General features: G+C 60.8%; 14 protein-coding genes and 2 pseudogenes. 2 read left to right on the forward strand and 14 right to left on the reverse strand.

From position 1 onward, the window contains the following. The first annotated feature begins 399 nt into the window (after positions 1 to 399). Both NKJ28_RS25410 and NKJ28_RS25415 read left to right on the forward strand, forming a co-directional pair. Complete coding sequence (locus NKJ28_RS25410; RefSeq protein ID WP_352637367.1) at positions 400 to 585, forward strand: hypothetical protein; 186 nt, start codon at positions 400 to 402, stop codon at positions 583 to 585. Next, positions 572 to 2,640 (forward strand): annotated as a pseudogene (locus NKJ28_RS25415) (recombinase family protein). The gene NKJ28_RS25410 and the pseudogene NKJ28_RS25415 overlap by 14 nt, the downstream one beginning before the upstream one ends. A 63-nt stretch (positions 2,641 to 2,703) precedes the next feature. Here the strand turns inward: NKJ28_RS25415 and NKJ28_RS25420 are convergent. From NKJ28_RS25420 to nifD, 14 genes and pseudogenes are all read right to left on the reverse strand, one after another. Next, positions 2,704 to 2,898, reverse strand: a complete 195-nt coding sequence (locus NKJ28_RS25420; RefSeq protein WP_352637443.1) for an exopolysaccharide production repressor protein — start codon at positions 2,896 to 2,898, stop codon at positions 2,704 to 2,706. Positions 2,899 to 2,960: 62 nt separating this feature from the next. Further along, positions 2,961 to 3,278, reverse strand: a complete 318-nt coding sequence (gene fdxB, locus NKJ28_RS25425) for a ferredoxin III, nif-specific (protein ID WP_352637368.1) — start codon at positions 3,276 to 3,278, stop codon at positions 2,961 to 2,963. Then, positions 3,275 to 3,478: a CCE_0567 family metalloprotein gene (locus tag NKJ28_RS25430; protein ID WP_023801957.1), complete on the reverse strand. Its 204-nt coding sequence runs from the start codon at positions 3,476 to 3,478 to the stop codon at positions 3,275 to 3,277. Before NKJ28_RS25430 ends, fdxB begins: the two co-directional genes overlap by 4 nt. A 24-nt stretch (positions 3,479 to 3,502) precedes the next feature. Beyond that, a pseudogene (locus NKJ28_RS25435) lies at positions 3,503 to 3,974 on the reverse strand (NifX-associated nitrogen fixation protein). A gap of 349 nt (positions 3,975 to 4,323) precedes the next feature. Further along, a complete protein-coding gene (locus NKJ28_RS25440) occupies positions 4,324 to 5,484 on the reverse strand; it encodes a TlpA disulfide reductase family protein (RefSeq protein ID WP_352637369.1) in 1,161 nt (386 codons plus the stop codon). Between the two features lie 1,341 nt (positions 5,485 to 6,825). Beyond that, positions 6,826 to 7,245, reverse strand: a complete 420-nt coding sequence (locus NKJ28_RS25445) for a universal stress protein (protein ID WP_352637371.1) — start codon at positions 7,243 to 7,245, stop codon at positions 6,826 to 6,828. Then, on the reverse strand, positions 7,220 to 7,714 hold the full coding sequence (locus NKJ28_RS25450) for a hypothetical protein (RefSeq protein ID WP_352637372.1): 495 nt from the start codon (positions 7,712 to 7,714) through the stop codon (positions 7,220 to 7,222). The genes NKJ28_RS25445 and NKJ28_RS25450 overlap by 26 nt, the downstream gene beginning before the upstream one ends. 107 nt (positions 7,715 to 7,821) lie before the next feature. Next, positions 7,822 to 8,526, reverse strand: a complete 705-nt coding sequence (locus tag NKJ28_RS25455) for a response regulator transcription factor (RefSeq protein WP_352637373.1) — start codon at positions 8,524 to 8,526, stop codon at positions 7,822 to 7,824. 100 nt (positions 8,527 to 8,626) lie between these two features. After that, positions 8,627 to 9,106: a NifX-associated nitrogen fixation protein gene (locus NKJ28_RS25460; protein WP_352637374.1), complete on the reverse strand. Its 480-nt coding sequence runs from the start codon at positions 9,104 to 9,106 to the stop codon at positions 8,627 to 8,629. Positions 9,107 to 9,123: 17 nt separating this feature from the next. Next, positions 9,124 to 9,621 carry a nitrogen fixation protein NifX gene (nifX, locus tag NKJ28_RS25465; protein WP_352637376.1) on the reverse strand — a complete coding sequence of 166 codons (498 nt, stop codon included), beginning with the start codon at positions 9,619 to 9,621 and terminating at the stop codon, positions 9,124 to 9,126. After that, complete coding sequence (gene nifN / locus NKJ28_RS25470; protein ID WP_352637377.1) at positions 9,587 to 10,969, reverse strand: nitrogenase iron-molybdenum cofactor biosynthesis protein NifN; 1,383 nt, start codon at positions 10,967 to 10,969, stop codon at positions 9,587 to 9,589. Before nifN ends, nifX begins: the two co-directional genes overlap by 35 nt. 9 nt (positions 10,970 to 10,978) lie before the next feature. Beyond that, positions 10,979 to 12,469, reverse strand: coding sequence for a nitrogenase iron-molybdenum cofactor biosynthesis protein NifE (nifE, locus tag NKJ28_RS25475; RefSeq protein ID WP_352637378.1), 1,491 nt, complete (start codon positions 12,467 to 12,469; stop codon positions 10,979 to 10,981). Positions 12,470 to 12,533: 64 nt separating this feature from the next. Continuing rightward, positions 12,534 to 14,075 (reverse strand): nitrogenase molybdenum-iron protein subunit beta, encoded by a 1,542-nt coding sequence (gene nifK, locus NKJ28_RS25480; RefSeq protein ID WP_352637379.1) that lies wholly within the window; start codon positions 14,073 to 14,075, stop codon positions 12,534 to 12,536. 126 nt (positions 14,076 to 14,201) lie between these two features. Further along, the gene (gene nifD, locus NKJ28_RS25485; protein ID WP_352472437.1) at positions 14,202 to 15,704 is read right to left on the reverse strand and encodes a nitrogenase molybdenum-iron protein alpha chain; all 1,503 of its coding nucleotides are present in this window, start codon (positions 15,702 to 15,704) and stop codon (positions 14,202 to 14,204) included. Between the last annotated feature and the right edge of the window lie 80 nt (positions 15,705 to 15,784).

A 15,784-nucleotide genomic window follows, 5' to 3' on the forward strand; every position in this document is an offset into this window, starting at 1 on the left:
ATTGGTCATGGCACTTCCCCTTCCACGGGAATCGGTGATCGCAACGTCACCACCGTGCCATGGCCGCTCGCCCCTCAGAGCAAGCGCCGTTCTCTCTCTCCAAAACTTTTTGCAGAACCTTCAGCACACTATCCTGGGTTTGGCCGGCCCGAAAGGGGTCAGGGCGGCTCCGCCACATAATCTCGCCCGACGCATAAGGTCGGATCATTCATCTCGTCATCGTGCCGGGGCATGTCATTACCGCTCCGGCCTGGATGATCGATCCCGTGGCGTGCGCAGCAATGGATCTGGGCTCCCCGCGCGTATCGCTTGCTGCACTGCTTGAACTGAACAAGCTCTTGATCCAGCGCCGTTTCCGGCGAGGCTCTCCGGATGGTTTCACCATCGCGGAGGCGCAACATGAGAACCCTGCCACCACCGACACGATCTCTCGTGGTCGTTCGCCAACTCAGCTTGCCGCTCGACTCGCAGAAGCTGAACGGGCTGAGTTCAGCGCAACGGACCATAGTGATCGTCCGGCTCGCCAATGTGCTGATGGCGGCCGCCGGCATCGTGACGGAGGAGAGCTGCGATGACGAGCGGTAATCTGATTCCAACTGCCGTCCTCAAGCGCAAGGCTGTCGTCTATGTGCGTCAGTCCACTCAGGCGCAGGTCCAGCTCAACCTTGAGAGCCAACGTCGGCAATATGAGCTTGTCGACGTCGCGCGGCGCTGGGGATTCCGCAAAGTAGAGGTGATCGACGAGGATCTGGGACGAACCGCAAGCGGGGCTGTGGAGCGTCCCGGTTTCGAGCGCCTGGTCGACGATCTGTGCACCGGCCATGTGGGCGCCGTGCTTTGCCTGGAGGCGTCCCGCCTGTCGCGCAACGGGCCGGACTGGCATCGGCTGCTCGAGTTGTGCGGCGAAGTTGATGCACGCGTGATCGATCTGGACGGAGTCTACGATCCGGGATTGCCGAACGACCGCCTGCTGCTCAGTATGAAGGGCAGCATCAGCGAGTTCGAGCTCGGCGTGCTGCGTGCCCGAATGTACGAGGCCGCCCGCGCCAAGGCACAGCGCGGGGAACTGCGCATCTCCGTGCCTTTCGGCTATGTCTGGCACCGCGATTAGGTCTCGGGTTCGATCCCGACATGCGCCTGCAGGAGACCATTCGCCTGATATTCGCGCGCTTCCGCGAACTCGGCAGTGCGCGCCAGGTCCTGATCTCGATGATCGACGATGACGTGCATTTCCCCAGACCCTCCGACGGCAAGAAGATGGTGTCCTTCGACTGGGTTCCGATCCGCTACCGCAACGTGATCTCGATCCTGAAGAACCCATTCTACGCCGGCGCCTATGTCTATGGTAAGAGCGAGAAGCGCACTGAGATCGTCGATGGCCGCGTTCGCAAGAGCTATGGCCATTACAAGCCGGCTAGCGAGTGGGCGGTGGTGCTCAACGACCATCACGAAGGCTACATCGGATGGAGCGAGTACGAACGGAACCAGGAACTGCTCGCGGCCAACGCTTATGGCAAAGCCGGCGGCGTCAAGTCGGGCCGCGGCGGTCGCGCACTGCTCCCCGGTCTCATCTCCTGTGGTCGATGCGGGCGAAGACTGGTTGTCATGTATGCCGGACGCGGCCAAGGTTATCCGGTATATCGCTGCGAGCGCGGCAACCTCATGATGGCCCAGGCGCGATGCATGTCGTTCAACGGCTTTCGCACCGACGCGGCGGTGACCCGCGAAGCGCTGGAGGCGGTTGCGCCGATGGCGATCGAAGCGGCGTTGGAGGCTGAACGGATGCAGCTGGAGAGCGAAGCCAAGCGGCGGCAGATGATCGAGATGGACCTGCAGCAGGCGCGCTATGAGGCATCGCTCGCCGAGCGCCGCTATGCCGCTTGCGACCCGGAGAACCGGCTTATTGCGGCCCAGCTCGAGAGGAGTTGGGAAGCCACGCTCAGGCGCGTGGAGACCTGCGAGGCCCGGCTGAGCGAAGTCCAGCGTGTGGAGCCTGTCGACGCGGTTCCGGACTTCACGGGCCTCGCCCAGAATCTCGAGGCCACCTGGAACGCGCCGGGTGTCGACATGCGCTGTCGTCAGCAACTGCTGCGCGCGCTCATCAAGGACATCGTGGCGGATGTCGATGACGATGCGCGCGACGTGATCTTGACCATCCACTGGCACGGAGGCCAGCACTCGCAGGTACGGGTTCGCAAGCCCAAATCCGGAGAGCATGGCCAGCGTACGCCTGAGGAGGCTCTGGCGATCATGCGATCCATGGCAACCCGATGGTCGGATGCCGAAATCGCTGCCACACTCAACCGCATGGGCATGCAGACCGGTCAGGGAAAGACCTGGACCGCGCGTCGCGTCCAATCGCTGCGCACGGTGCACAAGATCAGCGGCTATCGCTCTTCCGACAAGAATGGCGAGTGGCTCACCATGTCGGACGCGGCCGCCCGGCTTGGAGTCTCGCACGTCAAAATCCGCCGGTTCATCAGGGATGGCCTCTTGCCTGCCGAGCAGGTCATGCGCGGCGCACCCTACCAGATCCGCGCCAGCGACCTCGAAGACGAACGGATCAAGGCCGATTTGGCGCGCAATACTCCGCGTATCATCAACGAGGATAATCAGAAATCGCTGTTTCCCGCCATTTGAAGAGGGGGTGCATAATGAATCAATCTTCGCCATTCCTCACCTCATCATAATCTGGATGGCATCCTACTTTCTTGGAACCACGAAATGCTCAGCCATTTCGCCAGCTCTGTTAGCGCAGCCAGACCGCCAGATCAGAAAGAGCACGCTCGCGAAATACGCCAGCTGAAGGAGCACTGAACAAGCCAGCGTTGTGACCACCACCGTGCGGATGGAAAGAGAAGCGAAGTAGACAGTCAGAGCGTTGCTGCACAGCACCATTCCCAAGACGCGACAAAAGACTCTAAAGGGCAACGCCGTTCACCTGGTTTTGTCTCCTCGGATCATGCTGCGACCTGGTCGGCCGCAACATAGGTCTGGCAGTTCTTCGGGCAGACGCGGGCGCAGGCTCCGCAGCCAATGCAGCGGCCGGCATGATCGACGACCATGATCATGCGATTGAGCTCGCCGTCGAAATCGTCATCCTCGTCGTCGCAGGCGCCGAGGATTTCACCCGCGTCATCGACGCCGTAAAGATGCATGATCTCGCGCGAGCAGACCTTGAAACAGCGGCCGCAGCCGATGCAGGTCGTGCCGTCTATGGCGGTGAGATATTCCGGCATCCATCCGGAGCCGTCGCGGGTGGTGAATGTGCTCCTCATCGTAACTTCTTCATTGCAGCGAGCTCTCTCTTGGCACCATCCAACTCGGCAAAAACGGCGGACGTTTCCTCGGCAACTTCTTCTATCTCCGTCCATTTTCCCGGGAGATCCTCTGCAAGGTCGCGCAATTTCATCTTGGCAACTGCCGCGCGCAGCTGAAGCTTTCGGACTTTCTTCCCCATCTCATCTAGCTTTGACATAAACCCTTCCTCGAAATCGGTTCATCACGCCGGCGCCACGCCGGGATAGGCTTCAATGGCTGCAGTCGCATCGTCGACCAGTTTCGTACCGGCCTCCGCGAGCTTCCTGAAGGTCTCGAAGCCGAACCGGTGGATGTCTCGACAGAGCGACCAACCGCCCGGCCGTGAACACCAGGCGTCCGAAGTCCCCATGGGTTTCATCTCCGTCATTGGCGATGTCATCAAGGCCGGAGCGCTCCTCGATCGCGAGCCCGACGGTGGTGTAGAACATGTCGCGCCTCCACAGCACGTCCGGCTCGGGATCGCCGATGACAGGCATCGCACGGCGCTGTTTTCTGGTGATGATGAAGTCGGCCAGCAGTTCGGCGTCCGATTTGCCTTCCCGCGAGCCGTAGGAGTCTTGAGCACGGATCAGCCGCACGAGGCATCTGACGAACGGTGTGGCAAGGGCCGCCTCGTCCTCGTTGACGGCAGGGCTGGTTGCGGTATCAGACATTTCGCCTTCTCCTCATTTCAGTCCTCTTCCTCGAAGCACGATGTCTGTTTTCGGGGACGCCTACTCCGGGCACACTTGCGCAGCCGACGTCCGGCTCGGGGCGGCCGATTCCACGCAATTGATGTCCCTGTGGTCGACCTTAAAGACGTCCTCGACTGCGAGGTCTTCCACCGCGGCCCCAATTCGCGTCGAACATCACTTCCGCCGCGATGCGGCCGCAGGTCATCGCAAGATACGAACCTCGAACCTGCTGCAAACGATCCGCCCTGTGCTGCATGGGGCCTGCTTGCTGCGGCCAGGCCAGGGAAATGGATGAACCGGCCAGTAAACATTCCGACCACCCCCCTTCTTAAGTATTCTTCTCGCCCGGCCGCGCTTTGGCACCTCCGGGAAGCTTGTTTTGCGGAGCCGCACAGAGAGCGCCGTAACAAACCTTCCCGCCTCTGTAGTTGGCCAGGGCCTGCAGCAAATCCGGTAGAAGGTGCTCTTTCAGTTCGTCCGGGATAGGCTCCGGACCGTCCAGCGACTTCAGTGTCAATTCGACCAACTCGATCGCGCGATCGTTGTTGCCGTTCTCGCAATAGTACCGGGCGACCGCGGGATAAGACCGGAACTTAGGGCTGTCGCCTTGCGGGGGATTCAGTGCCAGAATGTGTTCGGACAGCTCCTTGCCCATCGCGAAGCGCTCAGCGGGGGGAAGGCGCGAATGGTCATTGGCCGGATGGAAAAGTTGGTCTAACGCCGAAACCATCCAATCCTGGGAGTTCTTGTCGATCGCGTCGCGGACCAATTGGCGCATCACAGGCAAGCCGGTCCACATGTCTTGTATTTTGTGAAGCAACAGGTGCGCATGAGCCAGGCGGAAATTGATGTCGTCGGGCATCAAGGCGATGCCCTCTTCGATCGCCCAGAGCGCCGTCTTCCAATCTTCTAACTTCACCGCCGCCCAGAACCTGGCATCGATCGGGTTCTTCAACACTTGTTCGCGCGCTATGCGATGGTGAGTGGCGATCCGCTCCTGATCGGCGGCTTTCGCTTTGTTGCTGGTGCGCCAGCTGCCGTTGAGCACTTTCGGCAAAAACTCATCGAGTTGGCTCGGATGACCTATAAAGGCGATGTGGCCGTCTCGGTCGACAATGAACGAGGTCGGAATCCCGACAGAAAAGCTGGGCTCCATCCAAAGCATGTTCATTTTGCCTGTGTAGTCGAACGCTATCCGATAGTTCAGATTCGAGCATTTTTCGGTCAACCACGCGTCCAACTTGGTTCGGGCCTCGACGGCTGTTGGAGCGTCTTCATCAGCCGCGATCCCGAGGACCTCAAGTCCGCTGTCCTTGTATTTCTCCTGCAGCTGCATCAGATGGGGCATCGCCGACACACATGGTCCGCACCAAGTTGCCCAAAATTCGACGATATAGACTTTGCCGGGCTGGAAGTTCGTAAGGGGCTCACCACGCAGCCAGTTCTCCACTTTGATTGAAGGAGCCGGTGACTCCATCCGCAACACCATTTTGCTCTCCAGAGCTGTCGCCACAGGTCGCGCGACTTTATGCGCGGGCTTGTTTCCCTCTTAGAGAGGGGCACAAGAACTCAAGGAAAGGAGAGCGGCTCTCGTCTCGCGCGCCTGCGTGCAGCCAGCTTTCCCTCAGTTGCCGCATCTCAATTCGCAAAGGCCGTGCCAGCGCGCTCAGCGCGCAGTAACCCCATGATTGACCGTTCAAAAGCCTCGATCTGCCAAGATGGCCGGTGGTATTGAACCCGACATGTTTTCTGCCGCTGTCAGTTTTTGGACAAGCATCACGCGCTTCGCGTCGCCAGAAAAGCCTAGCCACGCACCATTCAACATGCATTCGGGGTGAGGGACGAGATGGACATCATGACTGCGTTGGCTGCCGCCAGGCTCGTCGTCATCGTCCGCTCACGTCACAAATTCTAGCTTGAGCTTCTTGCCGTTCCGGTCCGGAGGCGGTAGCGATCTCACAATTTGCGATGCAAGGGGCCGCTCCATCCGAGCGCGCCCTCTGCCCCCTCGCCCGCCTTGCGTTGAAATTCTGGGCTGGCGTCATGGGAGTTCTTCACGACCGAAGCCGGTCCCGCTATAGCTCGCCAATACCGCCACCTCAGATCGATAATGATGTCGTGGCGAAAAAGGCCAGGATGAGTGCCGGCCGGTGAACTCTCCGGGGTTCCTGCTTTGTGCCGATATTTTCCGTGTTCCCTGTGCTCAGGCGCTGCAGGGACCGCTTGGTGCGAATGTTAAAGTTGTCGGAATTTGACCAGGCCCAAAGACCGCTCGGTCGCCACGCGGGTCGGGCCCGGACCGACTGAACCGCTGAAGATGCGGCCGTCCTCACCCCTAACCCGGCTATCGTGCCAGACGGTGACAACGTGATTGATACGATCGATTCCTGCCGAACCCGGCAAGAGTCCGACCGTCCCGACTCGAAATTGAGGGGCGTCGGCCTCGGCACGGTCATCGCGTTGTTCAGCTCCCGGCCAGTAGTCAGCAGAGATCATGATACCGCCCATACGATGCCGCTACGGATCGGAACTCGGCCTGCCGCGCTGAACGACTCTCTTTGACCTGACGCCGACCTGCGAAGCCGTGATCTTCACTGCGTTGAGGACTGCCCATATCTCTGCCCGGTGTTGGTCTCCGCGTTATGGATCATCTCGGGCGAGCAGAACCCCGAACGCGAGACGTCCGCGATGCTCTCGGCGACGGCGATTGCAGATTGGCTCGAGGAGCTTCGCGAAACTTGCGCGTTTGCCGCGGTCTTCTCCGACTTGGCATCAGGATAGTGACCCAGTGGGTAGCGTTTCGAACAGCGTCGGTGCTTCTTCGGACCCGTCAGCGAGCCAAAAACAGCGGCAATGGCGGCTTCCCAACTATCCATCTCGTCACGCCGCCGAAGAGCCGCTCGCGCAGCCGGCGGCTGCCATAAGCTCCCATGACTATCATATCGACAGACGTGTCGATTGCGTGCTGCGCGAGCACCATAGCCACCGGTTTGCCGGCGCTCGCCAGCCGGTCAACCGACACCCGAGCACCGTGCCGAGTGAGATAGGCAGCGATGTCGGCTCCCGGCTCGGCGCCGCTTCCGATCCAGGTCGCCACAGGATCGACGAGGGCGACACGAACTTCCTCAGCACCGGCTAGCACATCCAGCGCTTCCCGAACCGAACGGGACGCCTCGACTCGCGAATCCCAGCCGACCAGCACGCGCCGTGGCGACAGAGTCGCCTCAGCGCCCTCCGGCACGACAAGCACCGGCTTTCCGGTATCGAACAGGCTGCCATTGATAACAAAGGGGTCCGAGATTAATGACGTTGAGAAGTGCGGGGCCGACGATTGTCAGGTCGTTGCAGAGCGCCCGCTGTCGCACCGCGTCACCGATGCTGGCCTGATCGCAGTTGGCAATATCGACATCATAGCACCGCCACGTGGCTCTCAGCAGTTTGTGAATTTCCCTGGATGTTTTTTCCAGACTGGCTATGTCCTGTGAAAATGTCTCGATTTGCCTGTACCGTTTTTCCAATCTGGCAATCGCCTTTGCGTGTTGTTCAGGCCACTCAGGGATGCCATCGCCTAGCGGCGGAGGCGACGTAACGACCGGCGGAGGCGACATAATCAGGACGGACAGATATGCGCCGACTTCGGCACACAAGCTGGCAGCTGTTCTGACATCCTGATCGGAGTGGTCAGCTCCCGTCACACTGAGTACGCTTCTGAAAGCCATTTGACCGCTTCTTTCTGAATATGTCGTACCTGCCGGCGCGTTTCGAAGCCGCAAGACTTGCCCTCAGCACGGCGGAAATGCGGAGTGGCACCACATCGGTTATCTATTCAGCCGTCCGGCCACTCGAGCGAGTAGCCGGCCGACCTGACGGTACGAATGACGCTGGAGGGGGAGGCCGCCTTCAGAGCCCTTCTGAGCCGGCTGATATGGACATCCACGGTGCGTACACCGACATGGATATTGGCCGGCCAGGCCGCGCTGATCAGCTCGTCTCTGGTGAAGACCTTGCCGGGAGTCTCAAGCAAAAGCCGCAGCAAGTTGAACTCGATCGGCCCAAGGTGGACTTCGTGGCCATTACCCCGAACGCGGTGGGCATCGAGCCTTATCTCAAGGTCGCCACAGGAGATCCAGCCGCCGTTTTCAATCCCGTTCGAACCCGGCTTCGGCAGCGCCAACTTCGTCCGTAGACAGTCGAGCAGCTTGGCCGGCGCGAAGGGCCGCACAAAGCTCTCGTCAATACCTGCCTTCAATAGATCGAGGTGCTGGTTCTCGGCGCCGGGCGCGATCAGCGCAATTACGGGCAGGCCGCCGGTCCGGGGCTCCCCCTTGAACCGGGCGCAGATTGTGGAACCTGTCGCGCTTGCTGGCCCGCAGTCCAGCACGACCGCCTGGAGCTCCCGTTCATCAGCCAATGCAAGTGCTTCCTTCACGCCGCCTGCCGGCTCACTCGTGAAGCCGTCCACCCCCAGAATGTGGCTGAGGAACAGATACAACTCCGCATCTTGCGAACAGATCAAGACCAGTGGCTTCATCAGCGCTACCCCAAGAACCACATCGGCCTCGACCGCCTCGATTGAGAGGACTGGCCCCCTCAAGGCCTGACATGATCCCCTTGATCGAAAATCGGTTCCATCACGCCCGCGCCACCTCGGGATGAGCCTCAATGTCTGCGGTCGCATCGCCGGCCAGTTTGGTACCGGCCGCGGCGAGTTCCCAGAACGTCTCGAAGCCGAACCGGTGGACGTCGCGCAGGGTCTTCGACATGACGACCAACCGCCCGGCCGTGAGAAGCACGCGCCCAAAGCCCTCATGGCTCATCTCCATCATCGGCGATGCCATCAGGCCGGAGCGCTCCTCGATCGCAAGCCCGACGGCGGTGTAAAACATCTCGAGCCTCCACAGCACGTCCGGATCGGGATCGCCGATGATCGGGATCGCACGGCGCTGCTCCCTGGTGATAATGAAGTCGCCCAGCAGCTCGGCGTTCGATTTGCCTTCCCAAGACCCGTGGGAATCATGAGCCCGGACCAGCCGCACGAGGCATTTGACGAACGGGGTGGCAAGGGCCGCCTCGTCTTCGGCGACAGCAGGGCTAACCACGACGTCAGACATTTCGCCCACTCCTCATTTCAGTCCTCGTTCTCGAACGACGGTTTCTGTTCGGCGACACCCGCCTGCGCCAGCACCTTGCGCAGCCAAGGGGGAGGACACGTCCTGAGCATCATCTGCGTGCGCAACAGCACCTCTTGGATGCTTTGGGGGTGCGGCACTTTGATCGGATGAATTTTTGCCGAAACAACCTTGGCTGCCGAAGGTCCGCCGATCGCCAGACAAAACAGGAGATGACATCCCTTCAGCGCCTCCACCTTCGGGGTGATGCGGTCATCGCCCTCAGTTGGGTGCTTCCCGCTCTCGTCCGAAACGTCATCGAAGGCCACGGCCTCGACGAGCTTCCACTCCTCGCGCATCACGTCGTAGACAGCAAAGCGCCTGGCCGAACCGAAATGGGCGTTGAGGTTCTTCATGTCCTGCGTGGCGATCGCCACGCGCAATGCGCCGGCTTGGCGTTCCGGCGTCGGTGCGTGAACCTCGTCAGTGACGAGCGAGAGGCGACGAACGGAGCTCATCTGGTATTTCTCGCTTACGGAGTGGATCAAGCGCCTCAGGCGTCGGCGCGTGCCGGTTGGCTTCAAAAATGTTGGCAACCTCGAAGATCAGGTCGCGGGTCCCCTGGTAGAGGATTGTGAGCTGGTGCTGACTGCCGAGCCGGTCGAAGATCGGGAAGCCGACCCGCATGAGCGGAATGCCGAGGCGCTGCGCCGCCTGGCGGCCGTGGGAATGGGTGACGAGAAGATCAGCGCCGGCGCCAAGAGCTTCCAAATCGCCGAGATCGCCGATTTGAACCGACTGCGCTGGCACTTCCTCCAAAATTTTCGACATATCGGTCGTGGCGACCGCCGCCGCGATTTCGGAGCCCATGCCGATGAAGAAGCTCGCGAGTTGGTAGAGTTGGTCTGGTTCAGCAGCGATCGCAATTTTCTTGCCTCCAAAATGGAAATGTCCGTCGAGTAACGCGTCCTGCAACTGCGCCCGGCGACGGCGCACCCCAGCCGGCGCCGCCGCGCCCGAAACCGTAGATAGCAGAGAGACGAACCGGTCGGCGTCCTTCAATCCAGTCAGTGACCGGAACAGCACGTAAGGCACGCCGGTCAACCTCTGAAGCAGCTCGGCCGGGCGGCGCATATGCTCACCGATGACGACGCATTGCTCGGCCGTGCCAAGCTCGCGGATATCCTCGACGCTGGTGCCGCCGTAGGTGGTCGTGATCCAGCGGTCGGGCACCGTACCGTCGAGCGAGCCGGAGACGTCCGGCAGAATCACCGGCTTAAGTCCAAAGCTTTCAATCATCTCACGCAAATGCTCGATATCAGCCACAGTGAGGTTCCAGCCAGGCAGGATCACGATCTTCTTCGACTGCCGCGCCTGCTCGCCGGGCCGCGTAATCCTTTCGATCATCGCGGTGACAGCCTTGGCCCAGCCCTCTTCGATCGCGCCGTCGAAATCCGGTGTGTTGGCTAGCACCACCTCCGTACCCGCGAGTTCTTCCGTGCGCTTTAGCCTGATGCTGGCGACATCTCCTGCGCAGTCTTCGCCCCGTGTTTCCACCAGCGCTGTGGTGCAGACCCCGATCAGCGTTGGCTTGGTGCGGGCCTTGAGGTTGAGGATCGCCTCTTCCAGATGGTCTGCCCCGCCGAGGATCGTCGCCACCTCGTCCATCGCTGTTGTCTGCAAGGGGATGGCTTCCTTGAAATGCCGCACGAAGAGCACGAGCGCGAAGCTGGTGCACCCCTGGCTGCCGTGGAACAACGGCATCGCGCCGTCGACCCCAAGGAAGGCCAAGGCGGCACCCAACGGCTGCGATGACTTCAGCGGATTGACCGCCGCCGCTTTGGTCTGGGGAAGGATGCGGACCATCGGCTTTCCTCAACACTCGCCGAAATCGTCGGCCGTCGTGCCGGCGAATTTCTTGAAAGCCTGGACGGTCGCGGTCTCGCTCTTTGTGCTCGGCAGTTCGTCCTTCATCGCAGGCTGGCAATCCCATGGTGCCGGCTCCCGCACCTGCCACCAGATCGGGTTATGAATGGCGAGGTCAATCTGGCGTACGAGTTCCACCATGCCGTCATAGCCGGCGTAAGGGTGTTGGCGCTCCTGGTTGATATCGAGCCAGGGTGTCTTGGCCTTCAGCGCGATGAATTGCGTGCGCCCGCCCGACAGCATGATATCGACCTTGTGTTCTGAGAGCGTGGCGTAAAGTTCGCGCGGCGCCATCTGCTCGAATATGTGGTTATCGTCCTTGAGGATCTGCTTGATGCGCTCCTTGTCTTCGACGGTCGACTTCTTGACAGAGGTGCCGACGATCTCGATGCCGATCTCCATTAGCGCATGGACGACCGACCAGGATTTGACTCCGCCCGTGTTGAGCAGCACGCGCTTGCCTTCGAGCCTCGGCCGGTAGGCCGCGAGCTTCTTCCAAGCGATCGCCTCCTCATCTGCAATCAATGCCTCGGTGCGGCCGAGGATCTCCGGATCGGCACCCTTCTTCACGAGCAGCTGAGAGATCTGTCGGAGCGCTTCCGAGGTGTCGGTCATGCCGTAGAAGGAGCCCTCGAAGAACGGAATATCCCAGCGCTGCTCCATCTTGCGGGCGAGATTGATGAGCGCGGTCGAGCACACCACCATAGCCGCCCGGGCGCGGTGCGCGGAGGCAATGTCGAGGTAGCGCGCGTCGCCCGGAATGCAGGCGCGCACCCGGATGCCCAGCCGATCAAGGAGCGGCTTCACCAGCCAGAATTCCCCCGAGAGGTTGAATTCGCCAAGGATATTGATGTCGTAAGGGCCGGCATCATCGGGCTCCGCCGTGCCGATGACATGATCGAGCAACGCCTCGGCGGCAAGCTTGTTGCCGAGATTCTTGGAGCCGACGAAGCCCGGCGCATTGACCGGCACCACCGGCAGGCCGAACTTTTCCGCCGCGCGCTTGCAGACGGCCTCGATATCATCGCCGATCAGCGCCGTCACGCAGGTCGGATAGACGAAAATAGCCGGCGGCCCATACGCTTCCTTGATCTCGCGGATCGCTTTGAAGAGCTTCCGCTCGCCCTGCCCCATCACAACATCGAGTTCGGTGAGGTCGGTCGTGAAGCTTGTGCGCCACAGCGTTGGCCCGGACGAAGCCGCACCGCGGTTGTCCCAGGAATTCCCTTCGCAGGCGAGCGGCGCATGGATCAGGTGCGCGACGTCGGTGATCGGCTGCAGCACGATCTTGGCGCCATCGAAGGCACAGCCGCCGGCCGCCGCCCCGGGGGTCAGTGGCTTCGAACAGCCCTCCTTGCGCGCCTTGGCATCCTTGCCGCGGTTCTGCTCGCAGGCGGGCTCGTTGAAGACATCCTGGATTTTGGCTCTGAGCGAGGACATTGCGTCGGTCTCCAAAGTCCATGGGGAAGACGACCGGCCTCACCGAAGAGCCGGCCGCCCACCCTTAGCGGGTGAGGTCATACGAATAGTCCGTCACGCCCGTCTCGCTTGTCTCGCGATCGAGCTTGTCGAAGATCTTGTCGAGGATCGTCGTCAGTACGCGCAACCCGCCTTGATAGCCCATAAGCGCAAACCGATGGTGATGGTGGCGGTCGAAGATCGGAAACGTCAGCCGGATCAGCGGCGTGCCGGTGTCGCGCTCCAGATACTTGCCATAGGAGTTGCCGATCAGCAGGTCCACCGGCTCGGTGAAGAGCAGCGAGCGCATCGCCCAGAGGTCCTTGCCCGCCCAGACTTGAGCATCCTTGCCGAAGGGCGATGATGCAAGCAGTTCCTTCAACTCTGCTTCCCATGCCGAGGTGCCGTTGGTGGCGAGGCAATGGGTCGGCTCGCCGCCCGTCTCCATGATGAAGCGGGCCATGGCGTAGACAAAGTCCGGATCACCGTAGATGGCGTATTTCTTACCGTGCAGCCAGGATTGGCTGTCCGCCATGGCGTCAACCAGTCGGCCGCGCTCCAGGCGGATTGCCTCGGGGATCTGCTTGCCGGAAATCGCGGAGACCTCCACGAGGAAGTCGTCGGTCGCCTGGACACCGAGCGGGTAATGGAAAGAGGCCGTCGCCTGCCCGACCTCCTCGCAATACTCCAGTGTTTTTCGGGTGTTGTAATGCTGTAGCGAAAGTGTCGCCTCGGCGTTGAGTGCTTTCCTCACGTCTTCGATCTTCGTGCCGCCGTCGTACATGCGGTATTCGCCGTCCGACGGCGTGTCGAACTGGTCAGAGGCGTCTTGGATGAAGGTATAGGACACGCCTATCAGATCGAGCAGGCGCTTGAGTTCCCGGTTGTTGCCGACACAGAAGCCGTCGAAGCCCGGAATGATGTTGAGGGTTGCCTCGGCTTCCTTTCGCTCTTCGCCTTTCCAGAAATGCTCCAAAATGCCCTTGACCGCAACGTCATAGCCGTCGACATGGCTACCGACGAAGGCGGGCGTGTGGGCGAAGGGCACGTCGAAGTCGCGCGGGACCGAGCCTTCGTCCTTGGCGTTCTCGATGAAGCTGTGCAGGTCGTCGCCAATGACCTCTGCCATACAAGTGGTCGAGACGGCGATCATCTTCGGGTCGTAGAGTTGGTACGTGTTGGCGAGCCCGTCGACCATGTTCTTCAGACCACCGAACACTGCCGCGTCCTCGGTCATCGAAGAGGAAACTGCCGAAGCAGGCTCCTTGAAATGGCGCGACAGGTGCGAGCGGTAATAGGCCACGCAGCCCTGGCTGCCGTGGACGAAGGACATGGTTCGCTCGAAGCCTGCGGCCGCGAACACCGCGCCGAGCGGCTGGCAGGCCTTGGCGGGGTTCACGACAAGCGCTTCGCGAGCAAGGTTCTTTTCGCGGTATTCCCACGTCTTGGTGAATTCGCGTTGGTCGGTAACGATCTGGTCCGGGTGAGGACATTCGAAATTCAGCCTCTTCTCGGCGAGCATCTGCCTGTATTCCGGCTCGCGGAACAGGGGCGCGTGGTCGAGAACTTTTTCAGCCGACTGCGGCATGGGTGGTTACCTCTTTCCATCTGGCCCGCCATACGGCGGCACAGGGACGTCGAAACGTTTCAGGTCTCCCGCGGACAAAGGGCCACAGGCGTTCAACGGCCTCCCGGCTTCCAGGAGGCCAGGTTTTCATTCGGCTGCGATCGCCGCCGACGGCTCGGCTTTTTTCTTCCAGGGGGCGTCGTAGAGGTTCCAGACCGGGTTGTTGATGGCCAGATCCATGTCGCGGGCGAAGATGGCGAAGCCGTCGTAGCCGTGATACGGGCCGGAATAATCCCAGGAATGCATTTGACGGAACGGTATGCCCATCTTCTGGACCGGGTACTTTTCTTTGATGCCGGAGCCAACGAGATCAGGACGGATCCCCTCGATGAACTTCTCCAGCTCGTAACCAGTCACGTCGTCATAGATCAGCGTGCCTTTCTTCACGTAATGGCCGGTACGCTGATAGTCGTCGTTATGGCCAAATTCGTAGCCAGTGCCTACAATAACCATGCCCAGGTCCTCATATGCCGTGACAACGTGACGGGGGCGCAGCCCGCCGACATAGAGCATCACCGTCCTGCCTTCGAGGCGCGGCCGGTATTTGGCTATGACCGCATCGACCAGGGGCCGGTATTTGGCGATGACCGCCTCGGCCTTGGCCTCGATTTCCGGCCCGAAATGCTTGGCTATCTTGCGCAGAGAGGCTTCAGTCTGGGAGGGGCCGAAGAAATTATACTCCATCCAGTCGATGCCATACTTTTCCTCCATATGCCGGCAGATGTAGTTCATCGACCTGTAGCAATGGATGAGATTGAGCTTGGCCTTCGGCGCTCGCTCTATTTCGGCCAGCGTAGCGTCGCCCGACCAGTTGCCGACCACGCGCAGGCCCATCTCCTCGAGCAGGATGCGCGAAGCCCAGGCGTCGCCGCCGATATTATAGTCGCCGATCACATTGACATCGTACGGGCCGGCCTCGAACTCGATGTCCTTCTTTTCGAAGACCCAGTCGCGGATCGCATCGTTGGCGATGTGGTGGCCGAGGGATTGCGATACGCCGCGGAAGCCCTCGCAGCGCACCGGCACGATCGTTTTTTCGTGCTCCTTGGCCTTGTTGCGGGACACAGCTTCGGTGTCGTCGCCAATCAGGCCGATCGGGCATTCGGATTGCACAGTCATGCCCTTGTTCAGCGGAAACAGTTCCTCGATCTCGTCGATGATCCGTTCCAGCTTCTTGTCGCCACCAAAAACAATGTCCTTCTCCTGGAAATCGGAGGTGAACTGCATCGTGACGAACGTGTCGATGCCCGTCGTGCCGACGTAGTAGTTGCGGCGTTGAGACCAGGAATATTGCCCGCAGCCGACCGGGCCGTGCGAGATATGGACCATATCCTTGACTGGACCCCACACCACGCCTTTCGAGCCGGCATAGGCGCAGCCGCGAATCGTCATCACCCCGGGGATGGACTTGATGTTCGATTTGACCTCGCATTCGGAAAGGACCTCGTTTTCCTCGCCAGCCTCGTCGCCGCTCTTTGCGACGCTGAGGTGCTTTTTGCGGCGCTTCGCCGCCTTGTCAGGATATTGCGACAGCACCTCCTCGATAAGCTTCGCATGGAGGGCGCCGTCATTCTCGTATTCCAGGCTCATGGGACCCCTTTCAAGGTTCAGGGTGACGCCTCACCAACGAGGCGCCGTTCTTTGAAAGGCGCGCCAGGTCAAGGCCGCGC

This window comes from Mesorhizobium sp. M0145 (genome assembly GCF_040322355.1).
GTDB lineage: Bacteria > Pseudomonadota > Alphaproteobacteria > Rhizobiales > Rhizobiaceae > Mesorhizobium.